Below are 19353 nucleotides of genomic sequence, written 5' to 3' on the forward strand. Positions count from 1 at the left end.
CATGCCAAAAACCTAGATTTTGATTATTATCTTCACAAAGTAATTAGTATTATTGCAGAACAGATTTTTCTTGATGGAAAGTTTGAATGATGAGTTTTCAATATAATTTTGGGAAAAGTTTACCTGTTCTTGTTTTGAAATATGATTTAAATTATTTAAACAGACTGTTAGGAATTAAATTAAAATAACAAACAAAAAACTAAAAACCAACTAAATAAAATGTAAACTATGAATACACATTTCGAATTTTGGGATTATTTCATTTTTATAGCATATGCCATTCTAATACTTGGTGTTGGGCTGTGGGTTTCGAGAGATAAAGAAGGGCATCAAAAAAATGCCGAAGATTATTTTTTGGCCAGTAAATCTTTACCATGGTGGGCTATAGGTGCATCGCTAATAGCCGCAAATATCTCGGCTGAACAATTTATTGGGATGTCGGGATCTGGTTTTGCTCTTGGCTTGGCAATAGCTTCTTATGAATGGATGGCTGCGGTTACCCTTATAATTGTAGGAAAATACTTTTTGCCAATTTTTATTGAAAAAGGGCTATACACCATACCAGAATTTGTAGAGAAAAGATATTCAACAAACTTAAAGACCATTCTAGCTGTATTTTGGATTGGTTTGTATGTATTTGTTAACCTTGCTTCAGTTATGTATCTCGGTAGTTTGGCATTAGAGACCATTATGGGCATTCCCATGATTTATGGAGTTATTGGCTTGGCATTGTTTGCAGCGGCTTACTCACTATATGGAGGTTTGTCAGCGGTAGCCTGGACAGATGTTATCCAAGTGGTGTTTTTGGTTTTAGGAGGTTTGGTAACTTCTTATATTGCCTTAAACACAGTATCTAACGGGGAAGGTGTCATTGAAGGGCTTAAAACAGTTTATAATGCTACTCCCGAGCGATTCGCTATGATTTTTGAGGAATCTGATGAATATTACAATATGCTACCTGGTATAGGTGTGTTAGTAGGTGGATTATGGGTTGCAAACCTGTATTATTGGGGTTTCAATCAATATATCATTCAAAGAACATTGGCAGCCAAATCATTAAGGGAATCTCAAAAAGGTATTTTGTTGGCAGCATTCTTAAAGCTTATTATTCCTCTAATTGTTGTTATTCCTGGAATTGCGGCATATGTAATGGTTAACGATCCTGAAATTATGTCGAGGTTGGGAGATTCCGTGCAGAATAATTTACCCTCTTTGGGGCAGGCAGATAAAGCTTATCCTTGGTTATTGCAATTTCTACCTACAGGTTTAAAAGGGGTAGCTTTTGCGGCACTTGCGGCGGCAATTGTATCTTCATTAGCCTCTATGTTGAATTCTACTTCAACTATTTTTACAATGGACATTTACAAACAGTACATTAACCCTAATGCAAGTGATAAAGCAACTGTAGGGGTAGGCAGGTTATCGGCTGCCGTTGCATTGGTGATAGCTGGTATAATGGCTCCGCTTCTTGGAGGTATCGATCAAGCATTTCAATTCATACAAGAATACACCGGTATTGTTAGTCCTGGTATTTTAGCTGTGTTTTTGTTAGGATTATTTTGGAAGAAAACTACAAACAAAGCTGCAATTATTGGTGCGTTGGCGTCAATTCCAATAGCCTTATATTTCAAGGTAGCTCCTAATGGGTGGTCTACAAGTCCGTTTTTTGTAGATGTTCCTTTTATGGACCAAATGGGCTATACGTGTTTGTTGACCATGGGAATCATTGCATTGGTTAGTTATTCACAGCATCATGGAGTAGATGATGAAAAAGGAATTCCGTTGAAAAAGGAATTGTTTAAAACGAGTCCGCTGTTCAACATTGGTTCATTTGCTGTGCTTCTTATTGTGGCAGCATTATACGCTATGTTCTGGAACTAGAACCATTATCTTTATAAAACAAAAAAAAAAGGAAGCAAATTTTTGCTTCCTTTTTTTTACAAATAATCACCGTGTATTCAAATTTTTATATATATATTTACATACCAGAACAGAACAGAACGGTTTGTGCTTTTTGAATTAGATTTTAATAGTGAAATTCCAAAATATCAGCTATTGATAAATGCCGTTAACGATGGCCTGTCAAACAATACGCTAACCAGTGGTGATGCTTTACCATCTGTTAACAGTATTTGTAAAGATTACAACTTGTCTCGCGATACCGTTTTTAAGGCGTATTCTATTTTAAAGGAAAATGGCGTGGTAGAGTCTGTTCCAAACAAAGGCTATTTTGTAGCCAGCAATACCCGAAAAGTGCTTTTGGTTTTAGATACCTTTAAAGCATATAAAGAGGTAGTCTATCATGCTTTTGTAAATAATTTGCCCAAAAACGTAATTGTTGATGTTCAATTTCATCATTATAACATCAATAACTTCAAAACGATTTTGACAAATGCTAAGGGCAAGTATTTTAAATATGTGGTTATGCCATTTAACCATAAAGAGGTACCTTCTGTTTTATCTGAAATTGATAACGAAAGCTTATTGTTGATTGATTGGAACATGTATTCAAAATCAAGTAACAATTATGTTTTTCAAGATTTTGGAAAATCTTTTTACACAGCTTTAAATGAAGCTGTTATTCGGTTCAAAACCTATAAAAAACTCGTTTTTGCTTATCCTACATTCACTAATCACCCTATTGAAACAGTAACGTATTTCAAAAAATTCTGTGAAGCAAACCAGTTTAAATATCAGGTAATTACCAATCCAGAGGAATTTAAAGTCGCCAAAGGTGAAGCCTATATTAGCGTAAGTGATAGGATTTTGGGTGAATTCTTGGAGCAATGCCGAAGCAAAAACTTAGAGCCAGGAAAAGACGTGGGCTTTTTGTCATACAACGAAACGCCAATGAAACCCTTTATTTACAAAGGTATTTCGGTAATTTCAACTGATTTTAAACAAATGGGAGCAAGGGCGGCACAGTTTGTAACCACCAAAGAATCCTTACAAACCTATATACCAACAAAATTAATATTAAGAGAATCTTTATAAACTATGTATTATTTAGGATTAGACATTGGAAGTTCGTCCATTAAGGCCGCAATTGTCGACATAGCATCAGGAAAAAGTATAGGCGTGGTTCAGGAGCCAGAAAAGGAAATGAGCATGTTTGCCCAAAAAAATGGATGGGCTGAACAAGAACCAGAAGATTGGTGGAAGCATGTCTGTAATGCCATTAAAAAGTTGCAAAAACAATACAACATCTCTGCAAATAGTATTAAAGGTATTGGCATTTCATACCAAATGCACGGTTTGGTTATTGTTGATGAAAATGGAAAACCTTTAAGAAAAAGCATTATTTGGTGCGATAGTAGAGCAGTTAAAATAGGTAACGATGCGTTCAATGTTATTGGTGAAGAAACGTGTTCTAGTGCATTATTGAATTCTCCTGCAAACTTTACGGCTTCAAAATTAAAATGGGTAAAAGAAAATGAACCTGAAATTTATAGTAAGATCCATAAGTTTATGTTGCCTGGAGATTATATTGCCTATAAGTTTTCAAACACCATCAACACAACAATTTCAGGGCTATCCGAGGGCATTTTTTGGGATTTTAAAAACGACCAAATTGCTGATTTCTTGATGGAACATTACGGTATTGATAAAGCTTTGGTACCAGACATTGTTGAAACTTTTGGTAAACAATCTGTTGTTGGTGCAAAAGGAGAAAAGGAAAGTGGTATCGTGGCTGGAACGCCTATTTTCTATCGGGCGGGCGACCAACCCAATAACGCTTTATCGCTTAACATATTCAAACCGGGTGAAGTTGCCGCAACTGGTGGAACATCAGGTGTAGTATATGCCGTTACTGATAGTTTGTCGGTTAAAGAAAGTTCCCGGGTTAACAATTTTGCCCACGTTAATTATAAAAAAGGGGCAGATGTAAGAATTGGAAAATTGCTTTGCATCAATGGAGCAGGAATTCAATACCGTTGGTTGCTCAATAACCTTGCGGTGGACTCATACGAAAACATGAACCAATTAGCGGAAAATATTCTAGTTGGGTCCGATGGGGTTTGTTTGATTCCATTTGGAAATGGTGCAGAACGGATGCTAAACAACAAAGAGATAGGTACTCGAATCTTAAATTTAAACCTAAACAATCACCATAAAGGCCATTTGTGTCGTGCTGCTCTTGAAGGTATTGCGTTTTCATTTGTTTATGGCGTTGAAATTTTAAAGTCCGACGGCATAAAACCTAAAGTAATCCGGGCAGGCAACGATAATTTATTCCGTTCAGAAATTTTCGCAAAAACGGTGTCAACTCTCATTGGACAAGAAATTGAAATTTACAACACAACAGGGGCGACTGGGGCTGCACGTGCTGCAGGTTTGCATGAAGGCAATTTCGAAAACTTCGGAAAAAACATCATGGATAATGACCATGTAATGACATTTAAACCGCTAAATGATAAAGCACCATATTTAGAAGCTTATAACAAATGGAAAAAAGAATTGGAACTCATCTTGAACAAAAAATAACAAATTAATAAATCACGATTAAACAGTAAAAGCTATGGCATTAATAGGAAACAAAGAATACTATAAAGGTATTGGCGACATTAAATTTGAAGGAAAGGAATCAGACAGCCCATTGGCGTTTAAATATTATAACCCAGAACAAGTGGTGGCTGGAAAAACCATGCGCGAGTGGTTTAAATTTTCGGTAGCCTATTGGCATACCTTCTGCGGTCAAGGAAGTGACCCGTTTGGCCCAGGAACACAAAGTTTTGAGTGGGATAAAGCTTCAGACCCAATTCAAGCGGCAAAAGATAAAGCTGATGCGGCTTTCGAATTCATCACTAAAATGGGATTTGGTTATTACTGTTTTCACGATTTCGATTTAATAAAAGAAGGTGCAACATTTGCGGAATCAGAATCAAGATTGGCAACAATGGTTGATTATTTGAAACAAAAACAAGCCGATTCTGGAGTGAAATTACTTTGGGGTACCGCAAACTGTTTTTCAAATCCACGTTACATGAATGGGGCTGCAACCAATCCTGAATTTAACGTTGTGGCTAGAGCAGGCGGACAAATAAAATTGGCACTTGATGCTACCATGGCTTTAAATGGTGAAAACTATGTGTTTTGGGGTGGACGCGAAGGTTATATGAGCCTATTGAATACCGATATGGGTCGCGAGTTGGACCACATGGGCCAGTTTTTAGGTATGGCTAGGGATTATGCGCGTTCTAAAGGATTTAAAGGCAATTTCTTTATTGAGCCAAAACCTATGGAACCATCAAAACACCAATATGATTTTGATACGGCTACAGCTATTGGTTTCCTAAAGGAATATGGTTTGGACAAAGATTTCAAAATAAACATAGAAGTGAATCACGCAACCTTGGCTCAGCACACGTTTCAACATGAAATTGAAGTGGCAGCAAAAGCAGGTATGCTAGGAAGTTTAGATGCCAACCGCGGTGATTATCAAAATGGTTGGGATACAGACCAGTTCCCTAATAATATTCAGGAAACTACTGAAGCTATGTTGGTATTTCTAAAGGCAGGTGGTTTGCAAGGTGGAGGTGTTAATTTTGATGCCAAGATTAGACGTAATTCAACCGATTTGGAAGATGTGTTTTTGGCACATATTGGGGGTGCTGATACCTTTGCGCGAGCCTTATTGATTGCCGACAAGATAATAGCTTCTTCTCCTTATGAAAAACTTCGTAAAGAACGTTACAACTCTTTTGATTCAGGTAAAGGGAAAGATTTTGAAAATGGCAAACTAACCATGGAAGATTTATACAAAATTGCCCAAGAAAACGGTGAGTTGCCTTTAAAAAGTGGGAAACAAGAACTGTTTGAGAACATTATCAATCAATACATTTAATAACTAACTAGCATAAATAAGCATTATGGGAACATCAACCAATTCAAAGTATTTAATAAAACTCACTTTAGTTGCTACGCTTGGCGGTCTATTGTTTGGATATGATACAGGCGTAATTTCTGGAACTGTAGGTTCGTTGGAGAGTTTTTTTGTTGCACCAAAAAGCTTGTCTGAGAATGCGGCAAATGCTTTTAAAGGATTTATAGTAGCCAGTGCTTTGATTGGTTGTATTGTTGGAGGTCTTATAGGCGGAATTGTAAGTAAAAAGTTAGGCAGGAAAAATGGATTGATTTTGGCTGCTATATTGTTTTTAGTTTCGGCTCTTGGGTCTGCTATGCCAGAAATGATTATCGCACCCATTGGCGAATTGGACCATACGTTTTCTACAATATTCATTATATATAGGATTATAGGAGGCATAGGTGTTGGTTTGGCGTCAATGCTATCGCCGCTTTATATTGCTGAAATTGCTCCAGCCGAAAGTAGAGGTAAGTTGGTGTCTTTTAATCAATTGGCCATAGTAGGAGGTTTTATGGTGGTTTATTTTGTGAATTACTTTATAGCTAGGGGTGGTGGGTCTGATGAATGGTTAAATGCCGTTGGTTGGAGATGGATGTTCGCTTCCGAAATTGTGCCGGCAGGGTTATTTTTGTTCCTGTTGTTCTTTGTGCCAGACACTCCACGTTCTTTAATGTTGAGAAGTAAGCCAGAACAAGCTCTAGAAATTCTTAGCAAAGTAAATGGAAAAGAACGTGCTTTGTCAATAGTGGAGGAGATAAAAGCCACCATGGTTCAACATTCAGGAAAGCTTTTATCCTTTGGCTGGTTGGTTATTCTTATAGGTATTGCACTATCTGTTTTTCAACAATTTGTAGGTATTAATGTGGTGCTTTATTACGCACCGGAAATCTTCAAATCCATCGACCCAAATACAGATGGAGCTTTGTTGCTTACCATTATTGTTGGAATAGTCAACTTCTTGTTTACAATAATCGCGATTAAAACCGTGGACAAATTTGGTAGAAAGCCTTTAATGATAATTGGGGCATTGGGCATGGGTGTAGCCATGTTGTCATTAGGATTTGTGTTTTTTTCAGGAGCCACGGGTTATTTAGCTTTAGGGTGCATGATGTTGTATGTTGCTAGTTTTGCAATGAGTTGGGGCCCTGTTACGTGGGTATTGCTTTCTGAAATATTTCCTAATAAAATTAGAGGACGTGCCATGGCCATAGCAGTTGCCGCCCAATGGGTGTCAAACTATTTGGTTTCATTAACCTTCCCGATGATGGATGATAATACCTACCTGACGGAACAATTTAACCACGGATTTGCATATTGGGTTTATGGAGTGATGTCTTTGGTGGCTATGTGGTTCGTTTGGAAGTATGTTCCAGAAACAAAAGGGAAAACTTTAGAAGAAATGGAAAGCCTTTGGGATAAATAAATCTTACGTTATTCAATTTGATACAATGAAATTTTAGACGACGAATCCTTAACATATTTAAGTCTCAAGGGGGCGGTAATAGATTTTAGGGCTTCATCCAAATTGTAATGGTTAAAGCTTCCTGTGAATAATTGATTTTTAATTTGTGAATCAACTGAAACTTTAACGTTGTATTGCCTTCCTAGTTCTTGTGCAACTTCGGATAAGGGAACTTTTTTAAAGTAACTTACGTTCGAAAGCCATAATGGTTTGCTACCAGCATCAATTATATCTGTGGTAACTTCTCCATTAATTATTCTATACATGTTTCCTGGGAGCACGGTCCATGTTTTATTACCAACGGTCAATTTTACCTGACCTACAAAACAACTGACTTCAAACAAGCCTTTTCGATTTTTCACATTGAACTGGGTGCCAACCGCCCTTAGCTTTCCAACCATTGTATTAACATCAAAATTAGAACCATTGGATACCTTAAAAAAAGCCTCTCCATCAAGGTAAACGGTTCTTTTGTCCAACCATGTTTTTTCATCATATTCAATCTTAGTTGCTACGTTTAGTGTGACTTGTGATGCATCAGGAAGTTGAACCAACCTTTTTTCGGCAGCAGCAGTTTCAATGCGTACCATATTATTTGAAAATAACAGAAAATAAATGGTAACACCTATGGCTAAAATACTTACAATGAAAGAGATTGGATTTAGCCATCGACGTTTTTTGTTTGATTGGTTCTTTACATTAACTTTTGGCTTGAACTGATCAAAATTCTTTGTTTTTGAAAAATGAGGCATACTAAAAGAGGTAGTTTTATTAATTTTTTAAAGACCTTTATCCTTTTCATCTGTTAAATCTTTAATAGGGTAATTTCTAAACTGGCAATTATCAATCAAAATATTAAATTCAATATAAAAATCATAAGGTCTTTCGGTGTAAAATTATTAAATTTTTTAGGTTTTGCTTTCAACTTTAATATGATTTGGTTTTAGAGAACGGAACTTTAATAAAATAGTTTAAATTTGCGTGCTTTAGACATAAATTGAATTAAAAATAGATTGATGGTAATAGGTGTTTTAAAAGAATGGCATGATAAAAAGGTAGGGCTGGTTCCTGCAGTAGTTAAAAAGCTAATCGTTAAAGGGTACGAGGTACAGGTGGAAACCAAGTCAGGAAGGACTTCATTTATTGCAAATGCAGATTTTGAAGCGGCTGGTGCCACTATAAAAGATAGGGATGAGATTTATAAAAATGCCGATATTATCATTTCATTTACACCGGTAAAGGAGGAAGAATATTCAAAATTCAAAAAAGGAACTACTTATATCTCACATTTTAAGCCATATATCTTTAAAGATGTTTCCGAAAAATTGAAAAAACACGGTATCCATGCTTTTAGTTTAGATATGATTCCGCGTTCGTCAATAGCCCAATCTATGGATGTTTTGTCCTCTATGGCTTCAATTGCCGGATATAAGGCTGTTTTAAGGGCCGCAGATTTGCTTCCAAGGTATTTTCCTATGTTGATTACTTCGGCGGGAAGCATTAAGCCGGCAAAAGTTTTGGTTATTGGCGCTGGTGTAGCGGGCTTGCAGGCTATTGCCACAGCAAAACGTATAGGCGCCATTGTAGAAGCAGTTGATACCCGATTGGAAACTGAAGAAGAAGTTAAGAGTTTGGGCGGAAAGTTCTTAAAGGTGGAAGGTGCAAACCAAGCTATAAAAAATGGGTACGGTGCTGAGCAAAGTGAAGAATTTATGCAAAAGCAAAGGGAAATGATGTTTAGCCACGTTACCGATGCCGATGTTGTTATTTGTACGGCTACAGTAAGAAGTACAAAAGCCCCAATAATTGTAACAAAGGAAATGGTTGAAAATATGCGCCGAGGCTCTGTTATTATTGATTTGGCTTCTGATGCTGGCGGTAATTGCGAACTCACCGAAGACGAGAAAACCATTGTACACAACTACGTACATATTGTCGGGGATTCTAATTTATCTGACGCCGCTGTTGTAGATGCGAGCACCCTTTTTGCCAACAATGTCTTCAATTTTTTAAATCATATCTCTGATGATGATTTAAAACTAAAAACCGAAAATCAAGATGAGATTTATACATCTTCATGTATAACTTCTGTTGTTTAAATCTCAGCAATTCGCAATATTTTACTAACAAACAAACTAAATTATGACTGAAATCATTGAATTCATTTCGAACAATTTGAATATGATTTACATATTGGCCTTTGCCATTTTCCTTGGATTTGAAATCATATCTAAAGTACCCACAATTTTACATACACCACTAATGTCTGGATCAAACGCCATCAGTGGTCTTATATTAATTGGTGCTATATTACTGATTCGAGTAACGCCTTCAGACAATTATATAACCTTAATACTAGGAACCTGCGGGATTATTTTCGGAACTATTAATGCTTTTGGCGGATTTGCGGTAACGGGTAGAATGTTACAGATGTTTAACAAAAAAAATAAGAAATAATGACGGTTTTTTTAGATTTAATCATTTTTGTAAGTTCTATTTTATTGATTGTTGGTCTGAGGAAATTGTCACATCCCAAATCAGCAAATAATGGAAATGTTTTAGCGGCAATTGGTGTTGGTTTAGGGGTTATGTTGGCCATATTTTATCCATTAGAAACCGAAAACAATAATTATTTATTTATTGTTCTTGGTATCATTATTGGTGGTGTAATAGGGTTGATATCGGCGAAAAAAGTGCCCATGACAGCCATGCCAGAAATGGTTTCCTTATTCAATGGTTTTGGTGGTTTTTCAGCTGCTTTAATTTCTTTAATTTGGTTGATAAACAATAATGCCATTGGTGGGGTTTCAGATATGAGTGTTGTTTTGTCCAATCTGTTTTTAGGTTTTGTGGCTTTTACAGGCTCCATGGTTGCATATGGCAAATTGAGTGGGAAGCTTCAAGATCGCCATCTTCAAATACCTTATGCCACAGTTGTTAATATTATCTTATTAGCTGTTGCCATTGCAATGACCATTTATTTTGCATATCACGGAAGGTTGACCACTTTAGAACTTTCAATGTTTACGGTATTATCGGTTATCTACGGTATTACCTTTGTGGCCCCAATTGGAGGTGCCGATATGCCTGTTGTAATCTCGTTATTGAACTCCTTAACGGGAATAACAGCTGCCATTTCGGGTATTATGACTGATAATAAATTGATGTTGCTAGGTGGTGTTCTTGTAGGGTCTTCGGGTATTATTTTAACGATGCTTATGTGTACTGCAATGAACCGTACTTTGGTTGGTGTTTTATTTGGAAGTTTTACAAGTTCCGGTGCTTCCAGTGGAGCTTCTGGTAGTGCAACAGAAGGTACGATAAAGGAAATTTCTGTTTCCGATTTGGCGGTTCAATTGGCATATTCAGATCGTGTGGCCATTATCCCTGGTTATGGGATGGCTGTAGCACAAGCCCAAAAAATTACTAAGGATGTTGAAAACCTTCTTGTTAATAAAGGTGTAGAGCTTAAATACACCATTCACCCAGTTGCGGGTAGAATGCCAGGCCATATGAATGTATTGCTCGCCGAAGCCGATGTAAGCTACGACAAACTTCTAGATTTGGAAGAGGCCAATGATTTTTTAGCCGATACTGATGTTGCCATAATTGTTGGTGCGAATGATGTGGTAAATCCCGCAGCAAAAGAAGACCCTTCCAGCAAAATTTACGGCATGCCAATTTTAGACTTGGCAAAAACTAAGAATGTGATTGTTTTAAAGCGAAGCATGAATCCGGGTTATGCCGGAATTGAAAACCCTCTGTTTTTTAAGCCCAATACCAAAATGCTTTTTAACGATGCCAAGAAATCTTTGGAAGGTATTCTTAGTGAGTTAAAGGAATTGTAAGAAATGATAGTTATGTGTTTGGCTTTTAAATCAAACCCTTTTCTTGTTAGTTACTTGGCTCTCAATGAATTTATGTAAATTATGATTGGAAGATTCAAATATTAATGAAATAATTGCAACATAATATTTCTTCAAAAAATAGTTAAAAGGGAACATTTAATACCCTGTTTTAGACCAATTTATACCCTAATGAATACGCTCATTTTGCCGAAATTTGAATAATCATACTAGTAAAGTGGTTAAATTATACATTTAAAAAAACCCGCATCAATAAAGATGCGGGTTTTTGCTTTATTGTATAACATCTAATATGATACGCTGGTATCTAGTTAACCTAGGGGTTCCCGAATCTGATACTTCACAAATAAGGTGGATAGTTTCGCCAGGCTTGGCATCTTTAGGCACTATGATTTTTGCTTTAGCAGAATTTGAAGATTGAATATCCTTGCCAGTATAGGTGTCGGCTTCATTATAATGCCACCATTTGAAAGAAAGCGCATCGCCATCGGGGTCTATTGATAGGCTTGCATCGAGTTTAATTTTTGAACCGGCTTTAGCCTTTATGTTCAAAGATTTATTTTCTAAACGGACAATTGGATGGTGGTTTGCCGAGGCATAATCCATAACACACCAATCTGCACGCGCGGCAAAATCATTTTGTACATCGTCCAGCCAACGCCACATAGGCTTAAAATAGTTGGTTCGAATTTTTACTTTTTCTGGATCGGTGTCATGCTCCATTTTTTTAGACCAGCTGTTGTGGAAACCCCATTGCTCTGTAGGGCGCTTATATGTTGAATCGGGTAGAGGGTCCATCCAAACATTATGTCTTACCTTAACATAGCGTCCACCCCAACCACCGTTTTTGGGCGATTCCATGCTTCTAAGTCCATTTGGTACGTTGTATAAAAAGGAAGGGGTGTCACCTTCTGCATTAAAGGCCCCTTGGTTGTTTTCATAAACGTCGCACAAAAGACCATGGCCTTTTAAAATGTTTTTAGTCATCCAATCGGCTTCAAAAAATGTTTTCACTTCTTCAGGAAGCACTTTTGGCCATATATATGCCATACAGTCAAATTGGTCGGATATGATGGTTGGAATATTAAAATGTTCCCAATTGGGGCGAATATATTCTTGGTATGTTTTGTCCTGTTCCCAAATTAGAAAGAGCCTTATTTTGGCCGCAACTTCCTCCATTTTTTCAGGATGGTCTTCTTGAATATTTTTTAACGCCCGCGAAATGGTATTGCAGCCACCCCAAGCCTGTATCCAAACCGGTCGGGGATCATCATCTAAAAGTACTTGGGTAATAAGTGCTGCGCCTTCCGTGCGGATATCATCTTCGCCAATGCCGTCTATATTCCCAACTTTCCATTTCCTTAAAAGATATTCTGGTTTTGGAAAATTTGGGTCGTGCAGAATGAGATTACCATACACTTTTTCATAAAGTTCAATAAAGTCCTTTACCCAAGTAACAGGATGAAAGGCATGCCAGCCTTCGCCACCTACCCAATGAAATTGCGAACTACTATTGATGATACCTTCAACCTCAAATTCGTTGCTGGTTAAAAGAAAACGCACCATTGAGGCACGGTCGTCTGCTTCTCCATCGGTGGTAACTATTACCCGTGGTTTGTATTGTTGGCAATAAGCTTTTTTTTGAGGTATAAGCAGAAAGATAAAAACACTAATAAAAAGGTACTTTTTCAATTTGTATGGGTTTAGTTTAATTTAAGTTTTAAAAAAAATTGATAGTAAATATGCCCGATTTTGATACGGTGCACAGTTAGGTCAAGGTATTATAAACATATTAACGGGATTAAGGCTAGCCAATATTTTTCTTTATTCAGTTTTCCTATATCCATTAAATGCTAAGTTATATTAATAAAATTTGTTTCGTGTAAACAAATTTATGGCTTTAAATAGGAGTTGATGGACTAAGTAATGTTATTTCTTAACAAACATGAAAAATCGTATCACCCAAAAAAAGTGTCCATAGTTTTAAATTCAATTGGGGTTTAAGTATTTAAAGATGAAACGCAATTTACGATTACAGTTTTGCTAAGCTTCATTATTCAATAAAATGTTGGACAATTAGTACCCTTTAATATAACAATTTGTCCCCTCATTACTTAAGACTAAAAATATACTTTTGGTTTGTCCCAACAAGTGTGGATCACACACTTTATTCTATATGGTTATTCTACTTATGATTATGGTTTTGTTAAATAAGTTGATAATTATTTAGCGGATTAAACTAAACTTTATAATGACCAAAACCACTACAGAACATTTGCTAAAATGCAAAGCGTTGAGAAAGCTCCTGTGTTTTCTTGTAGTCATCTTGTTTAATTTTTCTTTTGCTCAAAAAGAGTCTGCATTCTGGTATTTTGGAATAAAGGCGGGAATAAATTTTAGCGAAACTGGAGTGCAAACTGTATTGGATGGTGAATTATCAACCAATGAAGGTTGTGCCACCATCTCAAATAACAATGGAGATTTGTTGTTCTATACAGACGGTATAACTGTTTGGAATAGAAACCATCAAGTCATGCCCAATGGCACGGGATTATTGGGGCATCCATCCAGTACACAGTCGGCCATTATTGTTCCTAAGCCCAACTCTAATTCTGTCTATTATATTTTTACTGTAACTAATGTAGGAAATCCGGACGGGTTGCGTTATTCTGAAGTTGATCTTAACTTGAATAATGGATTAGGAGACATAACAAGTAATAAGAATATTCCTTTGTTTACGCCGTCAACCGAAAAAATAACAGCCGTTCACCATGCCAATGGAAAGGATTTTTGGGTCATTTCCCATGCTTGGGAAAGTAACGAGTTTTTGGTTTTTAGTGTTACGGAAAATGGTGTTAATATACAGCCTATTGTTACCCCTATAGGCTCTTATCATGGTGGTCATTCGTATAACAGCCATGGCTATATGAAGGTATCACCTAATGGCAAAAAATTGGCTGTAGCCAAATGGTATTCGGATAGTTTTGTTGAACTTTTTGATTTCGATTCAAGAACGGGTGCAATTTCCAATCCTATAACAATAGATGGAGTTTTTGATAATGATGGCCAGAGCGGGGCTTACGGATTGGAGTTTTCACCTGACGGTAATCTTTTATATGTTTCCGATTTAAAAATGGCGAGGTATTCAAGTAAATTGCACCAATTTGATTTGAGCATTAATACAAAAGATGCCATTTTAAATTCTGATACTCTTATTTATTCAGGGAATAATTTACTATCGGCCCTACAATTGGCTTTAGATGGTAAAATATATATATCCAATAGTTTGACTTCTTATTTGGATGTCATAGAGCACCCAAATATACGAGGCATTGGATGCCAGCATAAAAATAAGGAGATTTATTTAGGAGGAAGATTAACAATTTTTGGGCTTCCACCATTTATACAGTCTTTTTTTATTGGTACAATTGAGGCTGAAAACGTTTGCCTTGGAAATGAAACTAACTTTATTCTGGAAATCAATCAACCCATTGACCAAATAAACTGGGATTTTGGTGATGGCAATTCGGCTACTACAACCGAAAGTTCTTTCAATTACACTTATGAACTGCCCGGAATATACGAGGTAAATGCTACTATTTTATCTGGTTATAATACCTATCATTTGAATAAAACTGTAGAAGTATATAACAATCCAAAAATAGATGTCAATACGGATTGGTTTTTATGTAATAAGGAGCCATTGACCTTATATTTAAATTCATCTCATGATGGCTATTTATGGTCTAATGGCGAAACAACAAGTACCATAGAAATAAATCAATCTGGTCTATATCATGTTACAGCATTCAATAACACGTCAAATCCAGATGTTATTTGCGAAGACTTTGTTGAAATCCAGGTTGTGGAATCCGGCATCGCCACAATTTCAGATGTTGAAATTAACGATTGGACAGCCAATAGCAATTCAATTCGAGTAGCAGTTGAAGGTGTGGGGGATTACGAGTATTCCTTGGATGACCTTAGGTATCAAGATTCTAATGAATTCAATGATTTAAGACCTGGCGATTACACTATTTATGTTCGGGATAAAAATGGTTGTGGTATAGCAGAGAAAGAGGTCTATATTATGAATTACCCGAAGTATTTTACGCCTAATGGAGATGGATATAACGATACTTGGAAGATTACAGCTTCAGAAATGGAGCCTAACATGAGCATCCAAATTTTTGATCGTTATGGAAAATTGATAAAACAAATAAGTCCAACTTCTCACGGTTGGGACGGAAGTTATAATGGATACCAATTTCCAACATCCGATTATTGGTTTGTGGTTAACAGGCCTGAAAAAAATAAACAGTATAAGGGACATTTTACTTTAAAAAGATAGCTATTATGAAATTCTTCAATCGCATTAAACTAGAATTGTTTTTGGTGTTTTTTTATACAGTTTTAATTACAGGTATAGTCTATTTATTCAATTAAGAATAGCTACTTTTTAAGCTTAAGTTTTTTTGTTTCATATTTCCCAAAGACAGTTAGTAGTTCCACTAATGGGCAATTCATTTAAAGCATTCCATAGTTTTTTTAAATACTGTATATCCTTTGTTTTAAAGTTTGTTTAAGCTCAATGCTTGCTTTATCCAATTTCTATTGACTCCGATGTTGTTTTTCTGAAAAAAGCTTTTTAAAAGAGCTAGTTCTATGGTCTCTTATCTTAAAATTTTAAATTCTGGCACGTTAATCTTTGGCGCATAATTGATTTATTGTATTGGAAACAATAATCAAAGTTATAGTTGGCCATATTTTTTAGTCACATTATTCCAATTGTTTTATAAGTTTATAGTACGTGTTATTATGAGGAAATTAAAAGAAGTTCTTAGTCGCAACTATAGATTGGGTTTAGGGGATGTAGTCTATTGAAGAAATAATTTTAATTCATTTAAAGAGCAAAAAAAACCCTGGCCATTATTATTGCCAGGGTTTCAGTTTTAATGATAAAACTTTAAAGGAACTAATAAAAAGATTATTTTACAACTAACTTAGTAGTTTCTTTGTTATCAATTTTTACTAAATATAATCCAGAATTTAAATCTTGATTGATGTCTATTTTGCCGGCACTAGGTGTAAAGTCTTGATTTAAGATTTCTTTTCCTAAAAGGCTATACACTTTAACATTTACTGAACCATTAACATTTGCAGACTTTAATTGAATGGTAAAGTCGCCACTATTTGATGGGTTAGGATATAAGCTGAACGAGCGTGCTTCAAAATCTTTAACACTTAAAGATGGAACAGCATATATTTCTAAATGATCTATGAAAAGGACATCTGTATCTAATCCGACTTCTGGTGAATCACAAGACATGATAAGTAAGTTTACAGGGCCAGTAGCCGCAGGTCCTGCTACAATCGTTTGGTCAAATTGAACCCAACCTTCACCTGTTGGAATGCCTACAAGAAATTGGTTGGTGCCACCATTACTATCGGTATCTTCTTTATTCCAAACATCGTTCGGTAATACAATATTAAAGACATCACTATTGGCCGCTTGTTCATTTTTAAATTTAGCTAAAATTCTATAACCCATTCCAGGTATAATAGCTGTGGCCGATTCAAAATATAACGCACCTCCATTAGGATAGCAGTCACCTTTTAAATACATACTACCAGTTAAATCATCACAGGCATCTTCACTAGACATTGGTTCAAAAGGAGTCCAACCTCTATTCCAACCGGTCTGTGCAGCAAAATCGCCACCCATTGATGGATTTGAAACTAAGTTTGGTGTTTCCATAGTAGGCATAAAACATTCTTCTACAAAATTAACTGTATATGTATTAGTAGTTGATTCATCTTCTGCAGTCACCTCAATAGTAGCCGTACCAGTTCCACCACTAATGGCAATGGCTTCATCTACTCCATCGGTGGCAGGGTTGCCATTTATAGTAAAGGATGCACCTGCATCATTTCTAGTAGCATTTACGTTTACACTAGTTGTACCGTTAGGCACACTTACACCGTATGATGTCGTGCCCGCTGAAAAACCAGGAATTAGGCTTCCTAGAGAAACTGATATATCTGATAAATCTGCATCAGAAGAAACACTATTTACTGTTAAGGATTGCATTACATCTGTTGCTGCATTGAAAATAGCATCACCAGCTTGAGAAGCAATAATATTACATGTTCCTTCACCCACTATAGTTACCGTATTTCCTGAAACGGTTGCTACAGTTGGGTCAGAGCTTGAAAATGATACAGTTAAATTTGAACTTGAAGTGGCCGTTAAATTGAAGTCAGCATCTCCTATAGCTTTTATAGGAAGAGGACCATCAAAGGTAATACATTGGTCTAATAAAATTCCTGAATATTGGGCAGAAACAGTACCCGAATCCATTACGCCATTATAAATATTGAATTCATAAATTAAACCTTCCCATGTTGGATCACCCCAAGCATCAGATCCCTTGCCAAGAAATGACTGTGCCGAGTCAATAGTAAATCCATTATTATTTGGAACTTGACTAAGAAGAGCCCCATCACGGTATACGGTTATATGGGTTGACGTTAATATTGCTACAATATGATGCACATTACCATCATTATGATTTACAGCGTTATTAAAAATTTCTTGGCCGTCATAAGAACAACGAAATTCAGTATTCCATTGACTTAATCCCGTAAAAAATGCATCAGTTCCACCATCACCACCAAAGTAAGACGACCATCTCCAACCAGTATTGGAACCAGTATAGTCTTGAAATATGTATTCCATTGTAATAGCAGAATAGGAATTTAGATCTAATGCTGCACCATCAAAAGATAAATAATCTCCATTAGAATCTAATTTTAATGCACCACATTGAATGGATGGCGTGCCATTTTCTATTCCATCTACGGAATTTGTACCGTCTGAATAATCAGTTTCAAAATCATAAGAATGCATTTTTGTAAGAACCTTAAAGAATAAACTATAATTTTTTAAAGTACCATCTTCAGCTTCTACCTCAATAGTAGTGGAGCCTTCACCATCAGTAATGTCAATATCACCAGTACCAGAAAGTATACTTGCACCATCATCTTCCAATGTTGGAGCAACATTTACAGATAATGTTCCTTCTGGAATACTTACAAAATAAGATGTTACATTTGAGCTAAGAGGAGCAGCCTGTTCTCCAACAGATAAACCTAAAGAGGAAAGATTGGCATTAGAACTAAGACTAGAGTATGTTAACGTAACATTATCGAAACCTGCCCAAGCATCCCCTGGGGCGATATTATCTATTTCTATACCTAACATAGATCCAACAGGAGCAGCAATTCCATCTGCAATAACCTGTAAACCATCATATGCGAAGCCTGTATAGGCTGTGCCCAGTGTTGTTCTAGTTAATCCCGCGTCATCACTGTAAAATAATCTTACTGAAAAACCAGAGCCAGTAGCCCAGATATCCCAAGCCCAACCTAGTGTTAAAGTATAAATTTCTCCTTCTGCCACAGGATGGGCTGTTAGGTTCCAAACGGCAGGATCTTGACTTTTGATAAAGGCAGTCCAAATTGTAGCTCCGAAGGGTTCTTCAACTCCAGAGTCTAATGCTGGCGTATCACTGTTCCATCCTGGAACACTCTCCCAATTGGTTTGCTTAACAGTACCTGGAAGTTGAAAATCACCGTTTTCAACAGTAATTGATGTTTGTGCATTTAGTAACGTAGTGCTTGATAAAAAGCAAGCCACGGCCGTTACTTTCAATAGATTTTTAACAAATCTTTGTAGTTTTTGTTTCATGTCTTTTAAGTTTTAGATTAGTTTAATTTAAAGTGTGTAAATAACACTTGTTTAAATTTAGGATAGTGCGCTAGTTTAATAGGGGGATAAAATGTCTAAATGATTAAGAAAAGTTAAATTTTATGAAATAGACTACATTTTGAATTGAAGATTTCGTTGAAGTTTAAACATTTTAGGATTAAATTCATTTGCAAATATTTTGCTTGATGCTAATTTTCAGGATATTAATGGCTAAATGGACAATTTGTACCCTGTTTACACCTCTTGTTTTTACAAAAAAATTAGATTTTAGCCTTTAAATAAAAATCGACGAATTATTAAGGCTGCAAAAATTAAGTAACAGCGTTTAATTTACTTTGGTTATAGAGACAAAAAAACCAGTTAATTTATAACTGGTTTTTCCATTTAA

General features: G+C 36.1%; 12 protein-coding genes. 9 read left to right on the forward strand and 3 right to left on the reverse strand.

Annotated elements, in window-relative coordinates; genetic code table 11:
* The first annotated feature begins 228 nt into the window (after window positions 1-228).
* The 5 genes from ACB104_RS12495 (at window position 229) to xylE (ending at window position 7289) form a co-directional block, all read left to right on the forward strand.
* On the forward strand, window positions 229-1881 hold the full coding sequence (locus ACB104_RS12495; protein WP_370479215.1) for a sodium/sugar symporter: 1653 nt from the start codon (window positions 229-231) through the stop codon (window positions 1879-1881).
* 126 nt (window positions 1882-2007) lie between these two features.
* Window positions 2008-2994 (forward strand): GntR family transcriptional regulator, encoded by a 987-nt coding sequence (locus tag ACB104_RS12500; protein WP_370479217.1) that lies wholly within the window; start codon window positions 2008-2010, stop codon window positions 2992-2994.
* A gap of 3 nt (window positions 2995-2997) precedes the next feature.
* Entirely contained in the window at window positions 2998-4485 is a 1488-nt protein-coding gene (locus ACB104_RS12505) for a xylulokinase (protein WP_370479219.1), read from the forward strand.
* A 34-nt stretch (window positions 4486-4519) separates the two neighbouring features.
* Window positions 4520-5845: a xylose isomerase gene (gene xylA, locus ACB104_RS12510; protein ID WP_370479221.1), complete on the forward strand. Its 1326-nt coding sequence runs from the start codon at window positions 4520-4522 to the stop codon at window positions 5843-5845.
* Between the two features lie 25 nt (window positions 5846-5870).
* Window positions 5871-7289 (forward strand): D-xylose transporter XylE, encoded by a 1419-nt coding sequence (xylE, locus tag ACB104_RS12515; protein WP_370479222.1) that lies wholly within the window; start codon window positions 5871-5873, stop codon window positions 7287-7289.
* Between the two features lie 8 nt (window positions 7290-7297).
* Here xylE and ACB104_RS12520 read toward each other — a convergent pair whose 3' ends face one another.
* On the reverse strand, window positions 7298-8080 hold the full coding sequence (locus ACB104_RS12520; RefSeq protein WP_370479223.1) for a FecR family protein: 783 nt from the start codon (window positions 8078-8080) through the stop codon (window positions 7298-7300).
* Window positions 8081-8344: 264 nt separating this feature from the next.
* On the opposite strand from ACB104_RS12520, the gene ACB104_RS12525 reads away from it, so the two are divergent.
* From ACB104_RS12525 to ACB104_RS12535, 3 genes are read left to right on the forward strand one after another with little or no spacing between them, the layout of a single operon-like run.
* The gene (locus ACB104_RS12525; protein ID WP_370479224.1) at window positions 8345-9427 is read left to right on the forward strand and encodes an NAD(P) transhydrogenase subunit alpha; all 1083 of its coding nucleotides are present in this window, start codon (window positions 8345-8347) and stop codon (window positions 9425-9427) included.
* Window positions 9428-9470: 43 nt separating this feature from the next.
* Window positions 9471-9785, forward strand: coding sequence for an NAD(P) transhydrogenase subunit alpha part 2 (locus ACB104_RS12530; RefSeq protein ID WP_370479225.1), 315 nt, complete (start codon window positions 9471-9473; stop codon window positions 9783-9785).
* Entirely contained in the window at window positions 9785-11176 is a 1392-nt protein-coding gene (locus ACB104_RS12535) for an NAD(P)(+) transhydrogenase (Re/Si-specific) subunit beta (RefSeq protein WP_370479227.1), read from the forward strand. The genes ACB104_RS12530 and ACB104_RS12535 overlap by 1 nt, the downstream gene beginning before the upstream one ends.
* Window positions 11177-11467: 291 nt before the next feature.
* Here the strand turns inward: ACB104_RS12535 and ACB104_RS12540 are convergent, their stop codons facing one another.
* A complete protein-coding gene (locus tag ACB104_RS12540; RefSeq protein WP_370479228.1) occupies window positions 11468-12886 on the reverse strand; it encodes a DUF1593 domain-containing protein in 1419 nt (472 codons plus the stop codon).
* Window positions 12887-13445: 559 nt separating this feature from the next.
* Between ACB104_RS12540 and ACB104_RS12545 the strand changes: the two genes are divergently transcribed.
* Entirely contained in the window at window positions 13446-15545 is a 2100-nt protein-coding gene (locus ACB104_RS12545) for a T9SS type B sorting domain-containing protein (RefSeq protein ID WP_370479229.1), read from the forward strand.
* 636 nt (window positions 15546-16181) lie between these two features.
* Here the strand turns inward: ACB104_RS12545 and ACB104_RS12550 are convergent.
* Window positions 16182-18944: a cadherin-like beta sandwich domain-containing protein gene (locus ACB104_RS12550; RefSeq protein WP_370479231.1), complete on the reverse strand. Its 2763-nt coding sequence runs from the start codon at window positions 18942-18944 to the stop codon at window positions 16182-16184.
* Window positions 18945-19353: the final 409 nt, after the last annotated feature.

The organism is Tamlana flava (assembly GCF_041287255.1).
Lineage (GTDB): Bacteria > Bacteroidota > Bacteroidia > Flavobacteriales > Flavobacteriaceae > Tamlana > Tamlana flava.